The following is a 22,642-nucleotide window of genomic DNA, read 5'->3' as shown; positions in this document are numbered from 1 at the left end:
ATGTATTTTCCGAAAAAATCCGTACTCCTTTATCAGTAATTGCGGTTAAGCAGCGCTTCTGTCAGATCTGTCAGGAACTGGTGCTCCGGAATATCCTCCAGCAGCCGCAGTGCCTCCTCCGTCAAACGGGATGCTTCCGCCTTGGCACCTTCCAGCCCCAACAGGGTCACAAATGTAGTCTTGTGGTGGGCTGCATCGCTGCCGATGGGCTTGCCCAACAGCTCCGGTGTACCGGTCACATCCAGAATATCATCCACGATCTGGAACGCAAGTCCCAGCCGCTGTGCGTATTCCGTAGCAGCAGTCAGCATTTTGTCATTTGCCCCGGCTACCATACAACCCATGGTGCATGCAACCCGGATCAGTGCGCCGGTCTTGTGCGCATACATGTTCACCAGGTTGTTCTGATCCACATCCGTGCGAGTCTCGTTGGCAATGTCGATTACCTGTCCGCCGATCATGCCCTCTGCACCGGCTGCGTTTGCCAGCTCAGCGATCAGGGACACACGCGTTTCCGCCGGCAATGTGGTATCCGTGGAAAGCAGCTCAAAGGGCAGCACGTTCAGCGCATCCCCAGCCAGAATGGCAGTGGCTTCATCAAACGCTTTATGGCAGGAAAGCCTACCCCGGCGGTAGTCATCGTCATCCATGGCCGGCAGATCATCGTGGATCAGCGAATAGGTATGTATCATCTCAATGGCAAGAGCCGGTTTCAGCGCCTTCTGCACATCTCCGCCGCAGGCACGGCAAAAAGCCAGCACCAGCAAAGGACGAATCCGCTTGCCGCCTGCCTCCAGAGAATACCGCATTGCCTCCAGCACCTTTGCCTGTGGATTGGTTTCCGGCTTGGTACGGCAGCAATGCTGCAATTCCCGTTCGATCCATTCTATATCCGATTCCATCTGACGCAGATTTGTTTCGTTCATGACGTTTTGCCCTCCTGTTGAATGGTTACCTTCAGCTTTGCCTGTTCCAGAGCCTGACTGCATGCGGCACTGAGCTTCACGCCCTCTTCGTACAATGCAACCGACTCCTCCAGAGTCAGATCGCCCTGTTCCAGCCTGGCTACAATTTCTGACAAACGCTGCATATTCTTTTCAAATTCCATATGACTCTCCTGTAGGTGCCTGCACGACGGCTTGGATCTCTCCGTCCCCCAGGCGTATATGAAGCTCATCCCCGGGTGCAGCCTGCTGCACACTGGTAATCAGCTTGTTTTCATGATAAACCAGGGCATAGCCCCGGGTAAGCACCTTCACCGGACTCAAGGAATCCAGTCGGGCAAGCTGCTGCATCAGCTGCGCCTCCCTGCGGGCGATGCCGTTTGCGGCGCTTTGATTCAGCCGGTTTTGCATCTGTTCCAGCCGTTCCTGCCACAAATTCAGCCGTCCCTCTACGGAGCATACCGCCAACCGCTGTCTGAGCGCCTGTAGGCTGCGTTCCGCCTGGCTGAGCCGATGCTCCATGCCGTCTGCCAGCCGATGATTCAAAGCATCCACCCCATTCCGCAGCTGCTCCATGGTGGGCACTGCAAGCTCGGCAGCAGCAGAGGGAGTGGGCGCACGCATATCCGCAGTCAGATCCGCAATGGTGTAATCGGTTTCATGCCCCACTGCACTGATGAGGGGAATGGGACAATCGTGAATTGCCTTTGCAACAGCTTCCGTATTGAACGCTTGTAAATCCTCCGCAGAGCCGCCGCCCCTGCCCAGGATCAGTACATCGCAATCGCTTTGGGATGCTTGCTGCACTGCGGCAGCAATGGTTCCGGGTGCCTGTTCTCCCTGCACCATAGCAGGATACACCACCACCTCTGCAATGGGGCATCGCCGCCCGATAATATGCAAAATGTCCTGCAATGCGGCACCCTCCGGAGAGGTGATGACACCGATTTTCTTCGGCAGCGCCGAAAGGGATTGCTTTGCCGCTTCATCAAAGTATCCAAGTCCGGACAGCTTTTCCTTCAGCTGCAAAAAAGCAATGTAGTTGGCACCAACCCCATCCGGCTGCAAATCGTTCACATAAACCTGATAAGCGCCATCCCGCTCAAACACCCCCACGGAGCCGACGGCGATCACTCGCATGCCGTCCCGGGGATCAAAGCGCAGCTTGGACGCATAGCTGGCAAACATCACCGCTTTCACTGCGGAATCTGCATCTTTTAAGGTGAAATAACAGTGACCGGATTTCCGGTAGCAGGTGAAATTGGAGATTTCTCCCCGAAGCAGGATTCCCTGCAGCCGGGCATCCCCTTTGAGCTGAAATGCAATATATCGGTTCAGCTCCGAAACCGTAAACATAATCATGGCTGTTTCCCTTCTTCTGCTGACAGAGCCGCATACACAGCAACACCTGCTGCATTGTCACAGGAAAATGCCGGCGCAGCAAAATATGCTGTTCCATGCCGACAGATCTCCCGGCGGATCAGCTGATTGGACATAACACCGCCTGCATACACCACCGGCAGCTGTCCGTATACTCCAAAGGCGGCCTTTGTCATGGCATACACGGTTTCGGCAATTGCCATCAGACAATACAGAGCGATTTGGGGCGCAGGTGTTCCCTGATCCAGCAAATGCTGACATTGATTCTGCAAACCGGACAGACAGCAGTTCAGCCCTTTCATCACCGGACGGGGATGCGTGGGCAGGGGGTCACACTGCATTGCCAACTGCTCCAGAGTCGGTCCGCAGGGAAACTGCAGACCCAGCATCAGCCCCACCCGATCCACAGCTTGTCCCGCTTTCAGATCCAGGCTGGTGGAAACCGGTTCTATGCGAAGGCGCTGCGCCGGATCCGGCGTACACAATACGCAGTCCGTGGTGCCGCCGCTGACATGGAAGGCAAGAAAGGGTGCTTGCAGCAGATGCATCGCATCCGCCGAATACAATGCTGCCAGAATATGCCCGATCTGGTGAGAGGTTCGATACAGGGGCACCTGATGGGTGCCAGCCAATATGGAACCGATCCCTTCTCCGCAGAGAAAACAGGGCATATAGGACTCCTCCCCGCTGCGAGGCCGGGCGGATACGCCAATGGCATCAAACATGGGCGGTGTCTGGGAAAACAGCTCGTCCATGATCTGGGGTAGCTGCCGGGTATGATGAAACACTGCATCACTCTGGCGCAGTCCCGCTTCTCCGGGTTTCACCGGCAGCAGGCGCTTTGCCTGGTAGATCCGGCACTGCTCCGTGTCATACAAGGCAGCAGAGGTGGTGTAATTACTGGTATCGATGCCCAGGAACCGTGCCACCGTCAGCCTTCTTCGCTGCTGTGCGCCCGGGCATATGCCCCAAGCACACCGTTGACAAAGGACACATCCTCCTGCTGGGCATAAGTCTGAGACAGCTGCACTGCCTCATTGATTGCCGCATTCATCGGTGTCTTTTCATCATACAGGATCTCATACAGGGCAATGCGCAGCACCGCAATGTTGATCTTTGCGATCCGGGACAGCCCTCGTTTGGAGCTATATTCGGAAATAATCCGGTCAAGCTCCTCAGTTTTGTCCAGGGTGCCTTCCACAAGCTCCCGCACCTGATCGTTTACGGTGATTTCATCCACCTCGTCTGCAATGGCATACAGTTCCTCAATGGGATCATCCCGCAAAAGCTTTTCAAAAATCAGTTTGAATGCACAGTCACGCACTTCACGTCTGGTCATACTGCTCATAGATATCCTCCAATTTCAACGTTCGGGGCAGTTATTTTTTCTCAAAAGCAATGCCTGCCACAACAACATTGACCTTGGACACTGCGATCCCCGTCATGGTCTGCACCTGATCCTTGACGGTCTGCTGCACCTGTTCTGCAACGGTGGTTGCACGGCAGCCGTATTTTACAATAATGTACGCAGTGATCTCCACCACATCCCCCATCAAATGTACCTGAATGGGAGCTGCCTTTTTCTTAAAAACAGACTTTCTGACAGCAAGACTGTCCACGCCGGCAACCTCTGCAATTGCATAATTCGCCATTTTCACAATCACTGCCTCGGAGATCCGCAGATCCCCTACGTTTGTTTTTGTTTCCTGTTCCATTTTATGACCTCCATCACTGAAAGATAGAGCAGGAGAAACCGGTTTGCATCGCCTTCTCCTGCGAATATACATTCCTAATTTATATTATACCAAAAAAGTTCGGAAGAAACAACTACTTTACCTCAAAAATTCTGATATTTTCTGCGGGAACCGAAACCTCCCCCAAAATAATGTCCTTGATGGCTGCTGCCTGGGCTGCTTCCATGCCATCGGTCTGCACAACTACCTTGGCGCTGGTGCCGTCCAGATATACCACACACTCGTTAAAGCCCTGAGCCTTGATGAGGGATTCGATGTTTCCCTCACTCTCCACCAGCTTGGACAGTTCCACTGCGTTGATAGCATTTGTCACCATTTCATCCTCGGACAAATCGCCGCCCCCCATAATGCTCTGCAAGGTCTGTACCGCATTATCCCGGCTGGTCTGCTTTTCCAGTCGTGCCTGGGCAAAGTAATCGGCGGTGCTGCTGCCATTGACAAACTGGGTGTCCCCATAATTGCCGCTTTGCTCCTCTGCCTGCTGTCCCACCACCGGCGCATTGGTGCTGACGGAGGGATCAGCCAGACTCTGGTCACTCAGCACATAATTCACATACACTGCAATGGCCAGCATCAATGTCAGACAGGAAAGGATGATCTGCTTCTTCCCGATGATCAGGTTTGGTTTTTTCATAAGAACTGCTCCTTTCTAGATCCGGAATCGTATCCGGTATGGTATCCTAGGATTTCATGGCTGCTACATAAATCTGCGCAGTGGAGATGCTGCACGCCACTGACACCGCCTGATAGATCTGCTCCTTGACCTGAATGCTGTCACCTCCCTCGCAAACCACCACTGCCCCGATGATCCGGGGCGCCTGGATCTGCTCCACCAATGCGGACTGGGCATTGCCGCTGCCGATCAGTACATGCTTGGACTCCCGGCTGGTGCGGCTGCCGTCCGTTTCGGTTTTCTGCTCTGTGGCATAGACCTGGGTCTCGCTGCCGGAGATCCGCAGCATGACATGCACCCTGCCCACGCCACGGATCTGTCCCAGCAGTTCTGTCAGTTCCTGTTCCGCTGCCGTCCGGTAGGCATCCTCTGTTTGCTGACTGCCGGTCTGCATCGGCTCCTGGGATATTTCCTCTGCTTTGCCCCCGCCTATGCCGGAAAGAAAGATCAGCAGCATGCCTGCCACTCCCATCAGCACGATCCAGGTCGTTCGCCCGGTTCGCTTCCACAATGCCTTGCATCTTTCAAGCCATGCTACCATACGTCCACCTCTGTTATCGTTATATCTGCTCCAAGGGTTCGGTGCAGTTGGGTCACGGCAGCCTGAAAGTCTGCGCACTGCAATCGGACTTCCCTAATATCTATGCCGCCCTGCTGATCAATATGTATTTCCACCTGTACTTTTTGACATGCTACCCCGGCTGCCTCCAGCTGCTCCAGCAGGGCATCCGCCAGATGTGCCTCTGTCTGCCGGGTCAGTGCCTGGGTATACTGCTGTGTATATGCCGACTGTGAATCCTCCTGGATCGCCAGGGCAGGCAAAGAAACATCCTGCCGCAAAAAGGGCTGGATCAATGCGATCAACAACAGCAGGGTCAGTATCAGCCGCAGCTGCTTTGCAAATCGCTCTGTTGGCATCAGGTGGGAGAGAATCCCGTAAGCAAGACTCACTGCACAGGCGCATAGCGCCGCCTGTCTGCATGTTTCCATACTTCCTCCTTTACCCGCCGGTTCCGCCGGCAATTATCACAATGGCTGTGGACAACAGCAACAGAAAAACGAACGTACACAGCATGCCCAGCGCCAGGGACAGCACCTGCTCCAGACTATGCAGCAGCTTGCTTAGAGAGCGGACCCCTGCCAGCTCCGCCAGAGTACCTGCCGCCAGTACAGACAGACGATACAGCCCCAACAACAGGATGGGGGGCAGTACCATGGCGCCAAGGGCAAGGATCCCAACGCCTCCCACACCGCTGCGCAGAACCCCCACGCTGCCACGCAAGGTGGTGTATGCATCCGAAACTGCACCTCCCACCACCGGCACACAGCTGGAAAGCATGAATTTGGTGGCTTTGGTGGCAACTGTATCAGCGGAGGCGGAAACCATACCCTGTACCGTTTGTAAGCCCACAAACAACGTCATGACCAATCCAAGCCCCCACTGTGCCACCCGTTTGACCCCTCGGATGATGCTGCCAAAGGAAAAATCGGGATGTACCGCATCCATGATCCCCAGTGCAAGCAGGATCCGCAGCAGAGGCATCAGATACATGCAGGTAAGCTGTACTGCCAGTTCCGCCAGGGAGAATACCGCAAGCTGATACACGGAAGCAGACACCACGCCCCCTCCTGCCGCAAGAATGGAGGACAGCACCGGCGCAAAGGACAGCATGAACCGGCTGCCGGATTCCATGGTATCCGACACCATGAAAAAGCACTGCTCCATAGGAGTCAGCAGTACGGAAACCGCAACCATGGCCACCAGGAAGCCGTATGCCCCGGACAAGCCCCGGTCAGAAATGGTATCCCCCAACCCGGAGGTGAATGCGCTGCAAATCACCACAAGCCCTAACGTGAAAAAGAGCCGGAGAGGTGCTGCCAGCTGGGCACGGAATGTGTTCCACATGGAACAAAGCAGCTCCTTTGGTGAAAGGGTCAGTACGCTTTGGGGATCGGTGAAGGAAATGGCATGATCCTCCAGAAAGGAGCCGGTCTGCTCGTCCACCGCAATGGAATCCGCACCGCTTTGCGCCAAAATCTCCTCCTGGGTATCCGCCGATACCGGAATCCCCGGCAGAAACCATATCACAAGCATCACTGCCAACAGCAGTATTTTTCTCATCCCAGCACCTCCGAAATCATGGACATCAGCCCCCGGATCAGAGGCAGTGCCTGTACCATCAATGCAATTTTCCCCGCCATATGCACCACGGAACACAGCGCCTCCTCCCGGCTATCCCGGCACACATCCCCGGCAAGCTGGGTCACATAACAAATGCCAAGCGCCTTCCACAGCACTGCAATGTAGGTATCGGGCAGACCCGCCACCTGGAATAACTGGTGGATTTGAGTCAACAGCGGCTCCAGCATAGTCAACAACAGAAGAAGCACTCCAGCCGCCGTGCCAATGGTCAGCATCACAGCCTGTTCCCTGGCATAGCGCTCCAGCACCTTGCACAGCAGTACCGAGGTCATGCACAGTGCCGCCACTGCAAACAGGGTATTCACCATAGGCCGAATACCGTTTTGATAGTATCAAACAAAGCGGCGATTTCGTTGACGATCATCATCAACACCACGATCAGCCCCGCAAGGGTGGTAAGCATAGCCTGTTCCTCCCGCTCCGCCCGCTTGAGCACCAGATTCAGCACTGCCACAATGATTCCGATCCCGGCAATTTTAAAAATCAGGTCTATGTTCATCTTCCGTCCCTCCGCTATGCCAGCAAAATCGCCGCCAGCGTACCCAGCAGCGTGCCCATGGCTGTACACAGTTTTCCCTTTTCCCGGCTTTGCTGTCTGGCACTCTCCAGCAGCATATGTATCCGTTCCTCCGCCAGACCAATGGCTGCAAGCTGCCCATCAATATCCGAATTCCCCAGCTCTCCCCCCAGCTGCAGCAGCACCTGCTTTGCCTCCCGGTGCGAACACGCTTCCCTGACCGCCCGACTCCATGCCTGTCCGAACGGCATCTGCCCCAGATAGGATGCTGTACCGGACAGAAAGGTCAGTGATTGGTATGCAGGCTGTGCGTACAATTGGGAAAGCAGTTGCTCCAGGGGTGGTGCCAGATAGCGGATCTCGGTCTGCATGCTCCGAAGGAATCCTTCCAGTGCTGCCAGCCATGCAGCCTGGTTCTGGAGCTGCTTTGCTTTCTGTAAGCCCAGCATGCCGCCGGTACCTACCACCAGCAGAAGTCCCAACAGCTTAATCATGCTGTAGTCGCTGGATGCCGACTACCTGTCCGCATCCTCCCAGAAGCACTGCCCACCGGAACACGCCTGCCTCCAACAAACAACGCAGCTGCGGACGTCGCTCCGCCTGGGCTAGGCTTCCGGCATGGGCAGTGCCAAGAATGGATACGCCGCTGTTCATGGATGCCAGCACAGCGGTCGTTTCGGCTTCGCTGCCCAACTCATCGCAGATAATGTAATCCGGGGTCATCACACGCAGTGCGATTTGCATGCCCTGTGCCTTGGGGTAGCCGTCAAACACATCCGTCATGGCACCAAGATCATGAGTGGGAATCCCCTGTCGGCATGCAGCCAATTCTCCACGCTCGTCTACCACGCTGACCCGGTACCTGCTGCCAAGCAGTCGGCATAAATCCCGAAGCATGGTGGTCTTGCCGCTGGCGGGAGGCCCCAGCAGCAGCACACTCTGCCGACCCTGTGCAAAAAGCTTCTCATAAAGAGCCTGTCCGCAGCCAAGCACCTGTTTTGCAATCCGGATATTCAAACTGCTCACATACCGGATGGTTTCCACTTCCCCGTCCCGGATCACCCCATTGCCGCAAAACCCGATCCGGTTGCCGCCTTCTACCGTGACAAAGCCCTGGGATAGCTCTCGCTGAAAGCTGTACAAGGAATCGGCGCAGGCAGTTTTCAGACACGCCTGAAGCTGCGCCTGCCGCAGCGGTTCACAACCCGGCAGAGGCTGCTCCGTTCTTCCGTCATAGATCCGGGGCAGTTGCTGTACCCGAAGCCGGATCTCCTGGATCTGCGCCTGCTGATGCTCCGGCAGCCGCCGGATTCCCTGGGCGGTGCTCTCAGGCACATACCGAAGCCCAAGGTTCAGTCCTGTTCCTTTCTGCATGCTCATCGCCTCCTGTCACACTATATGCTGCACCGGACAAGGTTATGCCGGTTCTGTAAAGCCGCTCCGACGCATAGAATGCATATAGAATACAGCCATCATGAGGAGGAACACTATGCCCCGTATTTTTTTAAGTCCGTCCACCCAGGAGTGGAATACCTATGTAAACGGCGGAAACGAAGAGCAGTATATGAATCTGCTGGCGGATGCCCTGGAGCCCTATCTGCTTGCCAGCGGCATATCCTTTGTACGGAACGATCCGGACCGGAACGTACTCGGCGCGATCCGGGATTCCAACGCCGGATACTATGATGTGCATCTGGCACTGCACACCAATGCAGCACCGGAATCCCTGGCAGGACAGCTCCGGGGTATTGATGTGTACTATTCCCCGGTCAGCTACAACAGCGAACGGCTGGCAACTATTATGGCAAACAATTTCAAGAGCATCTATCCCCTGCCCCAGCGGAGCAATGCGCTTGCCACCACAAGTCTTGGGGAGGTAACCCAGACCAGAGCAGTTGCAGTGCTGGCGGAGGTCGGTTATCACGACAATCCGGAGGATGCAGCCTGGATCAAAGGAAATCTGCAGCCCATAGCCGCCAATATTGCCCAGTCCCTGGCGGATTATTTCGGCATTCCCTTCAACGAGCCCTCCGGCATCCGTACCGGCATCGTCACGGCAGACGGTTCCGCCCTGAATCTGCGTGGATATCCTTCTATGGAAGGCAGCATTCTTGGCAGCATTCCGGACGGCAGCGCCGTTCAGATCTACGGGGCGGTGGAAAACTGGTATGTGGTGTCCTACGATGGACAGCTTGGCTATGCCAACGGGGATTTCATCACCCTCACCAACGGAGAATCCGCATAAATAAACAGCCGGCGCAGGTGCATGCAGACCTGTTCCGGCTGTTTGGAAAAAAGAAAGCGCCTCAAATGAGGCGCTTTCTTTGTTGGCTGGTATTACTTGAATACCGGCAGTTCGTTTTCGTCCGGATCAAACGGATCGCTTGTGGTGATCACATCGTCACATGCAAACTCCACGATTTCCAGTTCCGGCTTGCTGTACGCTTCCTTCATGCTTATTCCCCTCCTTTATTCAGATTGTAGGTGTATACCTCATTATCATACAGGTAAAGGGATTTTACCAGTGCGATCAGTTTTTCATCTTTAGACTGCTCGCACGCTGCCTGTACATAGCTTAACGGCATACAAGTAATGCTCCAGTCTCCCACACGGATGAGTTTGTCCGTCCGCAGCTCGGACATGCTGTAATCCACTTCAATCATGTAGTACTTGCCGCTTCTGAGCTTCATGTTATATTGCTCTGCAAGGGCGGGATCCTCCACAACAAAGTAATGACGCATGGTCACCTGGGAATTCAGCACCAGACTAAAGCCGTAGTAGGAGATGCCCTCCGGCAGATCGTTCAGCGTATTGGGCCGACAGTCCGGAATGGATAACTGCTCCATTTCCTCCGTCATGGGAATCGGATCCGCATCCGGATCAAAGTATGCCTTTGCATAAGTACCGTAGTTAGATAATGCCTGAACCAGGTCTGCGGCAGCGGCGTATTCCGCATTGTTGTCCTTGTTTTCCAGGATTGTGTTCAGATATTCCTCAACGGAGCAGTGATAAATCTTACCCTCTCCCTTGGCTGCGAATATCTGTACCGTGTATTTCTCGTGGATGTACTGTGCCGGTACCATGCAATAGAAGGTATAGCTGCCGTCCGTATTGAGCGTTGCATCACGCAGATACTGCTTTTCTACCTTACCATCCGGTGTGGTAAACTGCATGTAGGTTTCTTCCGGGTTCTGAACGGATTCGTCCAGCCCCATATACACGTTCAACCGGATTGCACTGTTGTCGATGGTCAGGCTGTTACCCAGCAGCTGCGCGCCGATGCCGTCCTCAAAGTTACCACATACGCTGCACTTATCGTCTTGATACTGATGTGCCGGGCGAATGTCCGCATTGGTATTGGAATAAGCGGTAGTGGGTACGGTATCTGCCTTGCAGTCCGCATACACATTGATCTGGTACACTCTGGAACCACCTACCCGAGGTCTGCTTTCCTGACCCAGTACCTGCCCCCAGGCTTCTCCCAGCCGATAAGCCGCTTCGCCGCCGGAAAGCTGCTCCTCAGTCAGTCCATTACCCTGCTCTCTGGTAAATGTCAGACTGGAGTCGTAATATGCTTCCAGCGTACTTGTTCTGCCACGTCCATAAAACGCAGAGGTTTCATCTCCCTCGTTCCCCTGCACCGTACCAAGCATCAGGCAATTGGTAAAATTAGAACCATTAGTTGCATAGCCAGAAAATCCTGCCAGATATGCCAGACTGTTCTCCACGCTTGCGTGGGTCACCGTTCCGTCAAACAGGCAGTTGGTAAAGTACACTCCGGTATCCGAACCGCCCACAAAGCCACCTGCTTGTACCGCTATAATACTGGATCCGGATTGTGTGCTGTTACCCAGCAGCTTAACATTCACACTACTGGTGCAGTTTTCAATCCTTGCGTTATTATTAGCAGACAAAGCAATTCCGCCTGCGTTTGTAACTGCAATCACTTCACCATCTACGTGCAAATTACGGATCACACCACTGCTACCAAGAACGCCAAAGGGTGCTGCTGCATTTGCGCTTTCATCCGTATATGCCACCGTCATGATATACCCGTTCCCGTCAAAGGTTGCAGTGTATGCATTGTTCCCATTGCCGATTATAAGATCCGAAGGCATGGTCACATCGTTCAGCAGCAGCGCATTCGCACTGACGCCTTTGTCCAGCAGCGCATTATATGCCCGGATATCCTCCTGGTTTTCAATCGCAACGTAGGATTCATTTTCCTTCACCGCTGCCTTAACCGTATACAAGGTCATAGGCTCCTGTATCACCAGACGTTCCGTGTAGACCTTGCCGTTCTGATCTGCGTAACCCTGTCCATCCGGCAAGGTAAACACCGTGCCATAAAGCACCGGCTCCTGAACCACACCGTCAATGACGATCGGGCAAAACTGCTGAACATTGACTGTATAGTCCTTGGTGATGTTCTGTCCGTCAAATTCGCCGTCCTCAGTGGAGTATGCAACAGTACAGCCCTCCGGCACTGCGGGCAGCTCCACGTTGCCACCGTCATAAATCTGAATCAAACGGGTAGAACCGTCCGGCATATTGAAGGTTACAGTATGTACTGCTGCATCCAGCTTTTCAACGACGATCTCGGAATTTTCCATGAACAGCTTGTAGCAGGTATCTGCAGTATAGAAGTAATATACCTCGTCATTGGTAGTGAATGTCTCCGGTGTCCACAGGGTGACCTCGCCTGTTTCGTCCGTATAGAGTCCTGACCAGGCAGAGCCGCCCATCTGGGTAATGGCTGTGGGAGCGGTGATATCCGGCAGAGTAACCGTGTAATTGTGCAGTTCCTGTCCTGCTGCATTTCTCGCAGGTCCACCCCAGTCAAACATAACATCATTGATCAAAGTCCCGCCGGTGAGTACAAAGTTCGTGGGAAGATAGAATGCTTTTAAATAGAGCGTTCCGCCGGACATATTGTACTTTGTATAAAACGGTAAATTATTATGACTGCCCACATCAAATGCAACGTTGCCTCCAAACATGTTGAACAATGGGCCATTTATGTCTTCATTGAAGCTTATAGCTTCACCGTCAACATTCGTCAGAGTCAGCTTTCCGCTCTGCTCCCCATAGCTGTTGAAATTCATCGCACCGGTAAAGGAGCAGGTTCGGAATGCCAAGGTGGAATCCGCCTTGGTGTACACATTCATAGTTCCTCTAATGTCCAGCAGATCCACTGTGCCGTAACTTCCGCCGCAGCCGATTTCTCCGTCATCATTTTTTATGTCCACACCGTCAAAAATCACATGTACCGTTGTGCGACCTGGTACAGTAATCGTTGTGTCCACATAAGCGTCATTGATGTAGTTGCTGCCGGAGATGACATAGGTTGCCCCGTCCTGATCCAGGTTCAGACTGATCCGGTTGTTTTCGATCAGATCCGCTCCCAGGGTGATCTGGATGGCGTTTGCCTCATCCATCACAGAGGTGGATGCATACTGGGGCAAAGAAACAGCCTCAGTCACGATTTCCGGAGTCGCTGCCTGTTCCGGCACAGCCATAACGGACATCGCCATGCCGGTAGCAAGGCTTGCTGTCATGGCGGCAATGCAGAGAATGCCGACAATCTTTTTTCTGAGTGTGCTGCGTTTATTTTTTTCCATTCTCATACGCTTCCTTTTCATTTTGATATTTATGATAAAGCTCCCCCAAGGGAACTTCAGCATTCCAGGGTTTGTTCGCACTGATGTAATGTACGACCGAGTAGTTATCCCGCAGATAGGGCGCAACAAGCGCCTGTCGTTCCGGATCCCTTCGCTCCATGGCTATGTTATTGGTGTAGTTCCAGGACACATCCAGCAGCTTTACATGCTCATGAAACAGAATGTTCAGCACATCCTGGTCATTATAGTATAACTGATTGCTGTGCAAAGTCCGGCAAACCTGTTCAAAGGTCACAAGCTCCCGGCATGCGGCAAGATCCAGCAGCAGCACCCCTGCGTTGAAATATCCGTCCGTCCCGGGCAGATGCAGCACCTGCTTGACATAATCCGTGATATTGTAGGGCATATTGCCGCAGAACACCGCCCGCTTGGTATGCTTTAAGATCTGCACGCCCACATCCGGCGCCGCACCCAGCGCACAACCCTCCAGAGGAATGTCAAACAGCCTGGAAATATCCCCGGTAACCACCGTGTCCGTATCCAGGTAGATCATACGCCGATAGGATGCAAACAGCTCCGAAAGCAGAAAGAGACGGTAATTGGTTTCAATGGTGTAATAGCTACCCAGGTCAGAACGCAGCGCTTCGTCATACCGATTGAGATTCACAAACCGAAGCTTCACATTCGGATACCGGCGGGCAATCCGCCGAATCATGACCCGGTTGGACGCCTGAATCTCCCGGTGGAGAACCAGAATATCGTACAGCCGCTTGGGGTTTGCGTTGCGCAGCAGAGAATACAGGCTGACCCCCAGATAGGGTGTGTAGCTATCGCTGCATGCGTAGCAGATATTCACCGGCGCAAAAGATGGTTGAATCGCTTCCATTGCTGTCACCGCCTTATCAAGATATAAAATTGGAGCATATTCTTATAAGCTATTGTAACACATTCTATTAAAAAAAGCAACAGCATCCTGTGAATTTTTCAAGTACTCCCATACGATAAAGCATATAAGAAGTCCCGCATCCGAAGATGCAGGACTTCTTTCATCATTATGAATCCAGTTTCTTTCCGCACTTGATGCAGAATTTCTGCACGCCGGGCTGGAGAATCTGTGTTCCGCATTCCTTGCAGAATGCAGGGGCAGACTCCTGTTCCGGAGTTGTCTCGATTGGAGATGCTGCTGCCGGTTCAGCGGGCAGTTCTTCCACAGGAGCAATCGGTTCCCCTGTCGGAGCGGCTGCCTCCTCAGGCACGGATGTATCCCCAGTGGGCGCATCGTCAGGAATCTCAGCAGACGGTTCCTCCTCTGATGCCGTAGACGTTAGCGCTTCCCCAGTCGGTGTCTCAGATGCAGCGGACAGGGGCGCAGGCTCTTCGGATACACCAGCTACAACGGGCACAGGCTCCTGCATGGGTGCTTCCACGCATTCAGGCGCAGCTGCCGGAATCTCGGAAAGAATCTCCGGCTCTGCCGCAGGCTTCTTGGTCAGCGACAGAATCATGGAAGCCAGAATCAGCATAAACACGGCAGCCAAGACGCCAATGCCGCCGAACATCAGCAGGGGTGCTGATGCACCGGAGGTAATGTCCGCCAGAACAGGCAGTTCCTGAAACAGATACTTTGCAGCCACATATCCGCCAACGCCGCCCAAAGTGTATATGCCAGAAGGAACCAGCAGCGTAATGGCAAACGCACGGATACCATGTGCTGCCCGGCCTCTGCCGCTGCAAAACAGCACGCACCAGCGAACCAAAATCACAACCAGCAGCACCAGTTCACCCAGCATGAACCAAAGATTCAGCTGCAACCGGTTCCAGAACCTTCCGATTCCGGTGTTGTAGTACCGCACCACACCTTCATTGTATGCGGTACAGGAATCCTGCATTTCTGCCACCAGCGTATCCTTGTCCGCCTGGGTGATTTCAATCTGTAGCTTCTCCTGGATCATTGCCTGGTTCTTGTCGAGTATATCCACAATCTCCTGGGGCGTGATGGTCTCCAGCGTATCTTCCGTCCCCCGGTAGTAATTCTGATAGTTGTCCAGCTTACGCATTGCCAGGGCTTCCAGGTTCATCTGGTTCAGCACAGCCTCCACATCTCCGGTGGTGACTGCCGGATCTGTTACATATTCCCGGCGTATGTACTCTGCCAGAGTCATTTTTTCTTCATCATGCATCACATCCACCGTAGAAAACTTCACATTCTCCAGCGCTTTGTGGATCACATCCTTATTCAACAACACCCGTGCAGTGGCACATGCGATCAGATGATTCACCAGGATCAAAGTTGCCAGCACCAGCAAAAAGGAATGCCCTACAACGTACCCCTTTGAACGTCGTTTCTTTTCGCCGCACACATGGCATCGGCCCTTCTCATTCAGTTCACCGCCGCATTTCTCACATTGCATATTGTTCCCTCCAAGCATTATTTAATTTATTATATCATACCTCCCCCGCAAAGTCAAACGAATCCAGGCGAGCAAAGCGGATACAATGTAAACTTATTGCTTATAATCTGTGAACACAAAAAGCGGAGAGACCCAAAAGATCTCTCCGCAGATTGAGACGAATTAATCAGAGAATGATGGACTTTCCGGTCATTTCCTCCGGCTGTTCCATATTCAAAAGCTTGAGCATGGTGGGAGCAATGTCCGCCAGTACGCCGCCTTCCCGCAGCTTTACATCATTTCTACCCACTACGATAAAGGGAACCACATTGGTAGTATGCGCAGTAAAGGGAGAACCGTCTGCCTCATACATTTTGTCTGCATTGCCGTGATCCGCAGTGATCAATGCAACGCCGCCGTGATCGGTCACAGCCTTCACAACAGATCCAACGCAGGTATCCACAGCTTCCACAGCTGCCTTTGCCGCATCAAACACGCCGGTATGACCAACCATATCGCAGTTTGCAAAGTTCAGAATAATCACATCCAGCGTATCTGCATTGATGGCATTGATCGCCTTCACTGCAACCTCATAAGCGCTCATGGACGGCTTCTGATCGTAGGTTGCAACTTCCTTCGGAGAGTCAACCAGAATCCGGGACTCACCGGGATACTGCTTTTCCACACCGCCATTGAAGAAGAAGGTAACATGTGCATATTTTTCGGTTTCTGCAATCCGCAGCTGGGTCAGACCATGCTCGGATACATATTCACCAAAGGTATTCTTCAAGGACTGGGGCTTGAAAGCGATCTCCACGTTAGGCATGGTAGCATCATACTGGGTAAAGCATACGAAATACACATCCAGCTTCTCCCGTGCAAAGCCGTCAAATGCCGGATCAACGAAGGTACGGGTGATCTCACGGGCACGGTCGGGGCGGAAGTTGAAGAAGATCACGCTGTCACCGGAATGCACCATCCCATCCTTGTTGATGACGGTAGGCACAACGAATTCATCGGTCACCTCAGCAGCGTAGGAATCCTCCATCGCCTGCTTTGCACAGGGGCACTGGTTGCCCTTGCCGTTAACCATGGCGTCATATGCCTTCTGCACACGATCCCAGTTGTGATCCCGGTCCATTGCGTAGTATCTGCCGCTGATGGTTGCGATCTCGCCCACGCCGATCTCCTGCATCTTCTCCTGCAGCTCCACAATGAAATCCTTGCCACTGGAGGGAGGAACGTCACGACCGTCCATGAAACAGTGTACATACACCTTGGTCAGACCTGCACGTTTTGCAAGCTCCAGCAGACCATACAGGTGGGAGTTGTGGCTGTGCACGCCGCCGCTGGACAGCAGACCCATCAGATGAAGGGCGCTGCCGTTCTTCTTACAGTTCTCCACCGCTCCGGTAAGAGCCTCGTTGGTAAAGAAATCACCATCCTGAATGGACTTGGTGATCCGGGTCAGCTCCTGGTACACGATACGACCGGCGCCAATGTTGGTGTGACCAACCTCAGAGTTGCCCATCTGACCATCCGGCAGACCAACACACATGCCGGATGCGCCGATGGTGGTATTGGGGCAGTTTGCAAAATAGCTGTCCAGGTAAGGGGTTGCAGCCGCCTTAATGGCATTGCCGTAGGTGTCCGGGTTGATGCCGAATCCGTCCATGATAATCAGTGCAATAGGTTTTTTGCTCATACTTTCCATCCTTTACTCAAATGGGGCGAACAACGTCCGCCCCACTGCAAATTTACTTAGAAGCCTCAGCCAGCAGAACGCCGAACTTTTCAGCCACCAGGGAAGCACCGCCGATCAAACCGCCGTCGATGTCCTCCTTTGCCAGCAGTTCAGCGCAGTTCTTTTCATTCATAGAACCGCCGTACTGAATGGTCATGCCGTCTGCAATCTCCTTGCCGTACTTATTGGCAACCACCTTGCGGATGAAGCCGCAAACCTCCTCTGCCTGGTCAGCAGTTGCGGTCTTGCCGGTGCCGATTGCCCATACAGGCTCGTAAGCGATGATCACGTTCTTTGCATCCTCAGCGGAAATGCCGGTGAATGCTGCAACAGTCTGGAGCTCTACCACATCCTCTGTAATACCATCCTCACGCTCCGCCAGCATTTCGCCAACACACAGAATCACCTTCAGACCGGCAGACAATGCAGCCTTGGTTCTTCTGTTGACGGTCAGATCCGTTTCAGCAAAGTACTGTCTGCGCTCGGAATGACCGATGATTACATACTCCACGCCCATTTCCTTGAGCATATCAGCGGAAATTTCACCGGTGAATGCGCCACTCTTCTTGAAGTGGCAGTTCTCAGCGCCGACCTTGATATTGGTACCCTTGGTCAACTCCAGTGCGGTTTCCAGATTGGTGTACGGAACGCAAATGATTACACCGCAGGTCTTGTCAGCAGCAATGGGCTTGAGTGCGTTGATCAGCTCAGCAGCCTCTGCTCTGTTCTTGTTCATCTTCCAGTTACCGGCAATAACTGCCTGTCTCAATGCTTTATTCATGATGATTATGACTCCTAATCTATAGATTCATCCAGTAAGGGATTACTTGTCAGCGATTGCTGCAACGCCCGGCAGAACCTTGCCTTCCAGGTATTCCAGGGATGCGCCGCCGCCGGTGGAAATGTGGCTCATCTTGTCAGCAAAGCCCAACTGCATAACGGCTGCTGCGGAATCGCCGCCGCCGATGATGGTAGTAGCGTCAGTTTCAGCCAATGCCTTAGCCACTGCAATGGTGCCCTTTGCCAGTGTCGGGTTCTCAAATACGCCCATCGGTCCGTTCCATACAACGGTCTTTGCGCTCTTCACTGCGTCCGCAAACAGCTGCTGGGTCTTGGTGCCGATATCCAGACCCATCTGATCAGCCGGGATCTTGTCAGCGTCAACCACTGCAACCTCGATCTCAGCATCGATGGGATCCGGGAAGCTCTTTGCGATAGTGGTATCAATGGGGAGCAGGAGCTGCTTGCCTGCTGCTGCAGCCTTGTCCATCATATCCTTGCAGTATGAAACCTTCTCATCGTCAACCAGAGAAGTACCAACCTCGTAGCCCTTTGCCTTCAGGAAGGTGTAAGCCATACCGCCGCCAATGATCAGAGTATCACACTTTTCGATCAGATTGGAGATTACGTTCAGCTTGTCTGCAACCTTTGCGCCGCCCAGAATGGCAACGAAGGGACGAACCGGAACCTCGACAGCATTGCCCAGGTACTGAATCTCCTTCTGCATCAGATAGCCCACAGCGGTCTCCTTCACAAACTTGGTCACGCCGGCAGTAGAAGCATGCGCACGGTGTGCAGAACCGAATGCGTCCATGACAAATACTTCATCGTTTACCAGATCAGCCAGCTCCTTGGAGAAAGCCTCCCCGTTCTTGGTCTCCTCTGCACTGCGGAATCTGGTGTTCTCCAGCAGAACGATCTCCCCGTCCTTCATTTCTGCAACAGCCTTCTTGGCATTTTCGCCAACAACGTTGTCGTCCTTTGCAAAGATCACCTTGGTATCTACCAGCTCAGCCAGACGCTTTGCAACCGGTGCCAGAGAGAACTTATCCTCCGGACCGTTCTTCGGCTTGCCCAGGTGGGAGCACAGTACAACCTTGCCTCCGTCAGCAATCAGCTTCTTGATGGTGGGAAGAGCAGCCTGGATCCGGTTGTCGTTGGTGATAACCCCATCCTTAAGGGGAACGTTGAAATCACAGCGCACGAGAACGTGCTTGCCCTTTACGTTGATATCATCCACGGAAACCTTGTTTAAACCTGCCATTGTAAGACATCCTTTCTGTTTATGATTGTGAATAGCCGCTGTTAGTTTTTTAACAACCCTACCCCATATTTTACACTATTCCATTGGAATTTACAAGACCCCGACGCGAAATTTTCTGAAAAAAAAGCAGAAAAACAACGGACGAATTTGTTCAATTCGCCCGAAGTCTCCGGCATATGCTGCATCGGAATCCGGACTCAGATGCCCGAACCGTTTATGCCTCCTGATTCAGGAGAATGTTCTTGAGCAGTACCAGATCGATTGCATTGATCTTGTTATCCGCATTGAGATCCGCCGTTACGGCTGCATCCTCTGTCAGATCCGGCTTGCCGATCAGATACCGCCGCAGCAGTACCATATCCGCAACGCTGACCTGTCTGTCTCCATCCAGATCTCCCAGAACAGGGTCTGGGGTCGGCGGATTCGTCTGTTCCAGCTGAATTCCATAAATAACGCCCTCTGTATTGGGCTTTTCGTTGATAGAATACCGTAAATAGCCAGTGTTATCCACCGTTATGCCATAGATGCTGCCCTGGTCAGCTTCCTGCTCCGTAAGCGTATAGAATGCCTGTTTGTCAGTGCCGTCCGGCAGAATGCTGTAGATGGTATTAGCTGTACCGTAATACAGCCGACCTTCCCATGTGCCAAGTCCGCTGTACACATTCAGCCAGTAGGAGCCTGCGTTCCCGCTGACATACCACTTTTCATCGATGGTGGTGCAAAGCGTTTCCTCGGCTGTGTGATCCTCGCTGTTGTAACGATACAGATTCAGCTTACCCTCATAATTTGCCGAATCATACAAAACTGTTGCCCAGTTGCCGTTGATGGGCACGATGGGTGCAACGGACTCATCCCAGAAGGAATCCACAAACCGGGTGTCGGAGGCCTCCGGCGGGGCATCAAAGCCGGTGACCTGCCAGTCGGAAGCGTCATGCTCCAGTGCCCGGATCTCCTCGTCCGTACACAGGAAATTCTTGTGGCGTACATACCCCAGCTGATCCGGCGTCGGATCGTCCCAGGTGGCATCTACATGATAGTAGCTCCCATCGATCTCCACCATATTCCAGGCGTGATTCAGTTCATCGCTGGCAAGGTAGTAGCAATCCACGCCAGCCTCCCGCATCAGATCCATATACGCCAGCGCATACCCCTGACACACGGCTTCATGGCTCACCAGCACATCATAGGCATCATAGTTGCTGTAGGTCAGATCATAACTGGTGGTGGCAACGATGGTATCGTGCAGAAACAGTGCCTTCTCCACATCGGACCATTCCGGATCCACCTGATTCAGGATTGCCTGTTTTGCATCATCGTATTCTGCACGCTTCTGGACAACCTCATCCTCTGTGCAGTTGTAAGTAAAATACACCTTTGTGATGCATCCGCTGGAAGAAGAATAAGAAAATTGATAGCTGTGCTCTACAAAAAAGTATGCAGGCGTGTCCATCATCAGCTGCCGCATAGCCGGTTTGAAATCATCCCGGCGGATCTTCAGCTTGGTCAGATCTGCTGACTCCTCCATGGAATCCCACGCAGCAGTCACGATCTGCCGCATGGCGTCATAGCTGTCCGAATCCACAGCCTTTGCTGATTCAAAGCCTGTTACACGGATCACACCACTGGTTTGTAAGCCGAACGCCTGCATAGGCATACAAACATTCAATACACACGCTGCCGCTCCCACAGCAGCGATCCGGGCAAATTGCTTGGTCAATCGCATAAATTACCCTCCCCATCAAGGTTCATTCCGCATCAATGCGGGGCTCCGAACGAATGATAATGCCAACCACATCAGGACCGGCATTACAGGATACTGTTGCGCCGATATGGAACAAATGCTCCGGCTGATAGCCCAGCTTCTTCACCAACTCCTTTTTCAATTCATTTGCAAAGGTATCGTCACAGCCCGCAACCAGCGAATAAGGGGTTCTGGGAATCATCCGCTGCTGAATGTACCGGGACATGGTGGGAATGATATTCTTGTCCCCCCGGATCTTGGTTTCCACCTTGGAAACCCCGTCTGTAATGCGGATCAGGGGCTTGAGTCCCAGCAGCTCACCGGCAAAGGCTGCTGCTGCCGAGATTCTGCCGGATCGCTTTGCATATTTCAGCGTCAGAGGCACAAACAGCACCTCTGCGCTTTGAAACCATTCGGTCAGATAATTCAGTACTTCTTCCACAGAGGCGCCCTTCTTGATTTTAGCGGCTGCCTGCATAACCGGATACCCGTACACACCGGTATAATTCTTAGAATCCACTACATGAATCTGCAGCTTTTCCGCACCAGGCACCTGGGCGTAAAACGCATCCCGTGCCATGATGGCATTGCTGTATGTGGCAGAGCCCTGGGACGCAATGGTCACATAAATTAAGTTGGTATACCCTTCCTGTAGTGCCTGCTCATAGGCTTCCTGAATCTCAAAGGCGGTCAGCTGTGCCGTAGTCGGAAATTCCACGGCATGCTCCAGCATCTGATAAAACTCTGTATTGGTAAAATCCTGTCGTTCCCGATAACCGACTCCATCCACCGTTACCGGGAAGCACAGGATCTGAATGTCCAGGGACTGTTCCAGCTCCGGATCGATATCGCTGGTGGAATCTGTCATCAATTTGATTTTCTGCATACTACACCTCTTCGCAGTTGGTATCTTCCCAACGGTACGCCCGCAGGCTTCCCGTCCGGGTAAGATCAGGATAATCCCACTGCCGCAGCGCTTCATACACTGCAATGGCAACGGAATTGGAAAGATTCAGACTGCGCAGCTCATTGCGCATCGGAATCCGCACACATTCCTCTGGATGTGCGAACAGCAGATCCTCCGGCAAGCCCTGATCCTCCCGCCCGAAAATCAGATAGGCGTTGTTGGGATACACGGCATCGCTGTGGATCTTTCTGCCCTTTGTGGTAAAAAAGAAATACGCGCCCGGATTCCTTGCAGAAAACTCCGCAAAGGAATCGTAATATGTAATATCAAGCTTATCCCAGTAGTCAAGCCCCGCCCGTTTCAGATGCTTATCCGTTACAGTAAAGCCCATAGGACGGATCAGATGCAGCCTGGCACCGGTCACCGCACAGGTTCGGGCAATATTGCCGGTATTCTGGGGAATCTGGGGTTCAACGAGTACAATATTTAACTGATGCATGATTTACTCCATTATAGCACATTCCAACCGGAAACGCAACTGTTTTCGATAGGCAATACCGCACAAAGATTGTATATCCTTGCGTTTCCGGGCACATGCCCGGGAATACGAGCATGGCTTTTATTTATTATAGCGCAAAACCGGAAACATTGCAAGGGCTTATGCACAAACAAAAAAGCCTCCGGAATCCCAGAGGTTGAGATGATAAAATGACGTGCATATTTC

General features: G+C 53.0%; 24 protein-coding genes. 1 reads left to right on the top strand and 23 read right to left on the bottom strand.

The features are described 5' to 3' along the window. Positions 1-32: 32 nt before the first annotated feature. The 14 genes from RUM_RS09235 to RUM_RS09170 form a co-directional block, all read right to left on the bottom strand. Entirely contained in the window at positions 33-926 is an 894-nt protein-coding gene (locus tag RUM_RS09235) for a polyprenyl synthetase family protein (RefSeq protein WP_015558853.1), read from the bottom strand. Next, positions 923-1,108 (bottom strand): exodeoxyribonuclease VII small subunit, encoded by a 186-nt coding sequence (gene xseB, locus RUM_RS09230; RefSeq protein WP_015558852.1) that lies wholly within the window; start codon positions 1,106-1,108, stop codon positions 923-925. The genes RUM_RS09235 and xseB overlap by 4 nt, the downstream gene beginning before the upstream one ends. Further along, positions 1,098-2,306 carry an exodeoxyribonuclease VII large subunit gene (gene xseA / locus RUM_RS09225; RefSeq protein ID WP_015558851.1) on the bottom strand — a complete coding sequence of 403 codons (1,209 nt, stop codon included), beginning with the start codon at positions 2,304-2,306 and terminating at the stop codon, positions 1,098-1,100. Before xseA ends, xseB begins: the two co-directional genes overlap by 11 nt. Beyond that, complete coding sequence (locus RUM_RS09220; protein ID WP_041326384.1) at positions 2,303-3,253, bottom strand: tRNA (adenosine(37)-N6)-threonylcarbamoyltransferase complex transferase subunit TsaD; 951 nt, start codon at positions 3,251-3,253, stop codon at positions 2,303-2,305. Before RUM_RS09220 ends, xseA begins: the two co-directional genes overlap by 4 nt. Before the next feature lie 2 nt (positions 3,254-3,255). Then, positions 3,256-3,672, bottom strand: coding sequence for a transcription antitermination factor NusB (nusB, locus tag RUM_RS09215; protein WP_015558850.1), 417 nt, complete (start codon positions 3,670-3,672; stop codon positions 3,256-3,258). Between the two features lie 31 nt (positions 3,673-3,703). Continuing rightward, on the bottom strand, positions 3,704-4,039 hold the full coding sequence (locus RUM_RS09210) for an Asp23/Gls24 family envelope stress response protein (RefSeq protein WP_015558849.1): 336 nt from the start codon (positions 4,037-4,039) through the stop codon (positions 3,704-3,706). A 112-nt stretch (positions 4,040-4,151) separates the two neighbouring features. Next, on the bottom strand, positions 4,152-4,712 hold the full coding sequence (locus RUM_RS09205) for a SpoIIIAH-like family protein (protein ID WP_015558848.1): 561 nt from the start codon (positions 4,710-4,712) through the stop codon (positions 4,152-4,154). Between the two features lie 46 nt (positions 4,713-4,758). Beyond that, a complete protein-coding gene (locus RUM_RS09200; protein ID WP_015558847.1) occupies positions 4,759-5,292 on the bottom strand; it encodes a hypothetical protein in 534 nt (177 codons plus the stop codon). Next, complete coding sequence (locus tag RUM_RS09195) at positions 5,286-5,741, bottom strand: hypothetical protein (protein ID WP_015558846.1); 456 nt, start codon at positions 5,739-5,741, stop codon at positions 5,286-5,288. Before RUM_RS09195 ends, RUM_RS09200 begins: the two co-directional genes overlap by 7 nt. A 10-nt stretch (positions 5,742-5,751) precedes the next feature. Continuing rightward, the gene (locus tag RUM_RS09190) at positions 5,752-6,873 is read right to left on the bottom strand and encodes a stage III sporulation protein AE (protein WP_015558845.1); all 1,122 of its coding nucleotides are present in this window, start codon (positions 6,871-6,873) and stop codon (positions 5,752-5,754) included. After that, entirely contained in the window at positions 6,870-7,262 is a 393-nt protein-coding gene (locus tag RUM_RS09185) for a stage III sporulation AC/AD family protein (RefSeq protein WP_015558844.1), read from the bottom strand. Before RUM_RS09185 ends, RUM_RS09190 begins: the two co-directional genes overlap by 4 nt. Further along, on the bottom strand, positions 7,256-7,453 hold the full coding sequence (gene spoIIIAC / locus RUM_RS09180; RefSeq protein ID WP_015558843.1) for a stage III sporulation protein AC: 198 nt from the start codon (positions 7,451-7,453) through the stop codon (positions 7,256-7,258). The genes RUM_RS09185 and spoIIIAC overlap by 7 nt, the downstream gene beginning before the upstream one ends. Positions 7,454-7,467: 14 nt before the next feature. Next, positions 7,468-7,965: a stage III sporulation protein AB gene (locus RUM_RS09175; protein ID WP_015558842.1), complete on the bottom strand. Its 498-nt coding sequence runs from the start codon at positions 7,963-7,965 to the stop codon at positions 7,468-7,470. After that, positions 7,958-8,845 carry an ATPase, T2SS/T4P/T4SS family gene (locus tag RUM_RS09170; protein ID WP_015558841.1) on the bottom strand — a complete coding sequence of 296 codons (888 nt, stop codon included), beginning with the start codon at positions 8,843-8,845 and terminating at the stop codon, positions 7,958-7,960. Before RUM_RS09170 ends, RUM_RS09175 begins: the two co-directional genes overlap by 8 nt. Before the next feature lie 115 nt (positions 8,846-8,960). On the opposite strand from RUM_RS09170, the gene RUM_RS09165 reads away from it, so the two are divergent. Then, a complete protein-coding gene (locus RUM_RS09165) occupies positions 8,961-9,716 on the top strand; it encodes an N-acetylmuramoyl-L-alanine amidase (protein WP_015558840.1) in 756 nt (251 codons plus the stop codon). Between the two features lie 211 nt (positions 9,717-9,927). Here the strand turns inward: RUM_RS09165 and RUM_RS09160 are convergent, their stop codons facing one another. The 9 genes from RUM_RS09160 to trmL all read right to left on the bottom strand — a co-directional run bounded on the left by RUM_RS09160 (position 9,928) and on the right by trmL (position 22,417). Next, positions 9,928-13,092 (bottom strand): hypothetical protein, encoded by a 3,165-nt coding sequence (locus RUM_RS09160; protein WP_015558838.1) that lies wholly within the window; start codon positions 13,090-13,092, stop codon positions 9,928-9,930. After that, the gene (locus tag RUM_RS09155; protein ID WP_015558837.1) at positions 13,079-13,978 is read right to left on the bottom strand and encodes a glycosyltransferase family 8 protein; all 900 of its coding nucleotides are present in this window, start codon (positions 13,976-13,978) and stop codon (positions 13,079-13,081) included. The genes RUM_RS09160 and RUM_RS09155 overlap by 14 nt, the downstream gene beginning before the upstream one ends. Positions 13,979-14,144: 166 nt before the next feature. Then, a complete protein-coding gene (locus RUM_RS09150; RefSeq protein WP_015558836.1) occupies positions 14,145-15,503 on the bottom strand; it encodes a zinc ribbon domain-containing protein in 1,359 nt (452 codons plus the stop codon). Positions 15,504-15,669: 166 nt separating this feature from the next. Beyond that, positions 15,670-17,187, bottom strand: coding sequence for a 2,3-bisphosphoglycerate-independent phosphoglycerate mutase (gpmI, locus tag RUM_RS09145; protein WP_015558835.1), 1,518 nt, complete (start codon positions 17,185-17,187; stop codon positions 15,670-15,672). A gap of 52 nt (positions 17,188-17,239) precedes the next feature. Beyond that, on the bottom strand, positions 17,240-18,007 hold the full coding sequence (gene tpiA, locus RUM_RS09140) for a triose-phosphate isomerase (protein WP_015558834.1): 768 nt from the start codon (positions 18,005-18,007) through the stop codon (positions 17,240-17,242). A gap of 42 nt (positions 18,008-18,049) precedes the next feature. After that, on the bottom strand, positions 18,050-19,270 hold the full coding sequence (locus RUM_RS09135; RefSeq protein ID WP_015558833.1) for a phosphoglycerate kinase: 1,221 nt from the start codon (positions 19,268-19,270) through the stop codon (positions 18,050-18,052). 214 nt (positions 19,271-19,484) lie between these two features. Then, positions 19,485-20,993: a dockerin type I domain-containing protein gene (locus RUM_RS12200; protein ID WP_015558832.1), complete on the bottom strand. Its 1,509-nt coding sequence runs from the start codon at positions 20,991-20,993 to the stop codon at positions 19,485-19,487. A 22-nt stretch (positions 20,994-21,015) separates the two neighbouring features. Continuing rightward, positions 21,016-21,897 (bottom strand): DegV family protein, encoded by an 882-nt coding sequence (locus RUM_RS09125; protein WP_015558831.1) that lies wholly within the window; start codon positions 21,895-21,897, stop codon positions 21,016-21,018. Between the two features lies 1 nt (position 21,898). Then, positions 21,899-22,417: a tRNA (uridine(34)/cytosine(34)/5-carboxymethylaminomethyluridine(34)-2'-O)-methyltransferase TrmL gene (gene trmL / locus RUM_RS09120; RefSeq protein WP_015558830.1), complete on the bottom strand. Its 519-nt coding sequence runs from the start codon at positions 22,415-22,417 to the stop codon at positions 21,899-21,901. Positions 22,418-22,642: the final 225 nt, after the last annotated feature.

Origin of the sequence: Ruminococcus champanellensis 18P13 = JCM 17042 (genome assembly GCF_000210095.1) — a bacterium.
GTDB classification, from domain to species: domain Bacteria; phylum Bacillota; class Clostridia; order Oscillospirales; family Ruminococcaceae; genus Ruminococcus_F; species Ruminococcus_F champanellensis.
The sequence above is the reverse complement of the archived record's forward strand: the minus strand, read 5'-3'. Positions and strand labels throughout refer to the sequence as shown.

Bases quoted from the DNA above. Each gene is read 5' to 3' on its own strand.
- RUM_RS09235 (WP_015558853.1), bottom strand. From the start codon at position 926: ATGAACGAAACAAATCTGCGTCAGATGGAATCGGATATAGAATGGATC.
- xseB (WP_015558852.1), bottom strand. From the start codon at position 1,108: ATGGAATTTGAAAAGAATATGCAGCGTTTGTCAGAAATTGTAGCCAGG.
- xseA (WP_015558851.1), bottom strand. From the start codon at position 2,306: ATGATTATGTTTACGGTTTCGGAGCTGAACCGATATATTGCATTTCAG.
- nusB (WP_015558850.1), bottom strand. From the start codon at position 3,672: ATGAGCAGTATGACCAGACGTGAAGTGCGTGACTGTGCATTCAAACTG.
- RUM_RS09210 (WP_015558849.1), bottom strand. From the start codon at position 4,039: ATGGAACAGGAAACAAAAACAAACGTAGGGGATCTGCGGATCTCCGAG.
- RUM_RS09205 (WP_015558848.1), bottom strand. From the start codon at position 4,712: ATGAAAAAACCAAACCTGATCATCGGGAAGAAGCAGATCATCCTTTCC.
- RUM_RS09200 (WP_015558847.1), bottom strand. From the start codon at position 5,292: ATGGTAGCATGGCTTGAAAGATGCAAGGCATTGTGGAAGCGAACCGGG.
- RUM_RS09195 (WP_015558846.1), bottom strand. From the start codon at position 5,741: ATGGAAACATGCAGACAGGCGGCGCTATGCGCCTGTGCAGTGAGTCTT.
- RUM_RS09190 (WP_015558845.1), bottom strand. From the start codon at position 6,873: ATGAGAAAAATACTGCTGTTGGCAGTGATGCTTGTGATATGGTTTCTG.
- RUM_RS09185 (WP_015558844.1), bottom strand. From the start codon at position 7,262: ATGGTGAATACCCTGTTTGCAGTGGCGGCACTGTGCATGACCTCGGTA.
- spoIIIAC (WP_015558843.1), bottom strand. From the start codon at position 7,453: ATGAACATAGACCTGATTTTTAAAATTGCCGGGATCGGAATCATTGTG.
- RUM_RS09175 (WP_015558842.1), bottom strand. From the start codon at position 7,965: ATGATTAAGCTGTTGGGACTTCTGCTGGTGGTAGGTACCGGCGGCATG.
- RUM_RS09170 (WP_015558841.1), bottom strand. From the start codon at position 8,845: ATGCAGAAAGGAACAGGACTGAACCTTGGGCTTCGGTATGTGCCTGAG.
- RUM_RS09165 (WP_015558840.1), top strand. From the start codon at position 8,961: ATGCCCCGTATTTTTTTAAGTCCGTCCACCCAGGAGTGGAATACCTAT.
- RUM_RS09160 (WP_015558838.1), bottom strand. From the start codon at position 13,092: ATGGAAAAAAATAAACGCAGCACACTCAGAAAAAAGATTGTCGGCATT.
- RUM_RS09155 (WP_015558837.1), bottom strand. From the start codon at position 13,978: ATGGAAGCGATTCAACCATCTTTTGCGCCGGTGAATATCTGCTACGCA.
- RUM_RS09150 (WP_015558836.1), bottom strand. From the start codon at position 15,503: ATGCAATGTGAGAAATGCGGCGGTGAACTGAATGAGAAGGGCCGATGC.
- gpmI (WP_015558835.1), bottom strand. From the start codon at position 17,187: ATGAGCAAAAAACCTATTGCACTGATTATCATGGACGGATTCGGCATC.
- tpiA (WP_015558834.1), bottom strand. From the start codon at position 18,007: ATGAATAAAGCATTGAGACAGGCAGTTATTGCCGGTAACTGGAAGATG.
- RUM_RS09135 (WP_015558833.1), bottom strand. From the start codon at position 19,270: ATGGCAGGTTTAAACAAGGTTTCCGTGGATGATATCAACGTAAAGGGC.
- RUM_RS12200 (WP_015558832.1), bottom strand. From the start codon at position 20,993: ATGCGATTGACCAAGCAATTTGCCCGGATCGCTGCTGTGGGAGCGGCA.
- RUM_RS09125 (WP_015558831.1), bottom strand. From the start codon at position 21,897: ATGCAGAAAATCAAATTGATGACAGATTCCACCAGCGATATCGATCCG.
- trmL (WP_015558830.1), bottom strand. From the start codon at position 22,417: ATGCATCAGTTAAATATTGTACTCGTTGAACCCCAGATTCCCCAGAAT.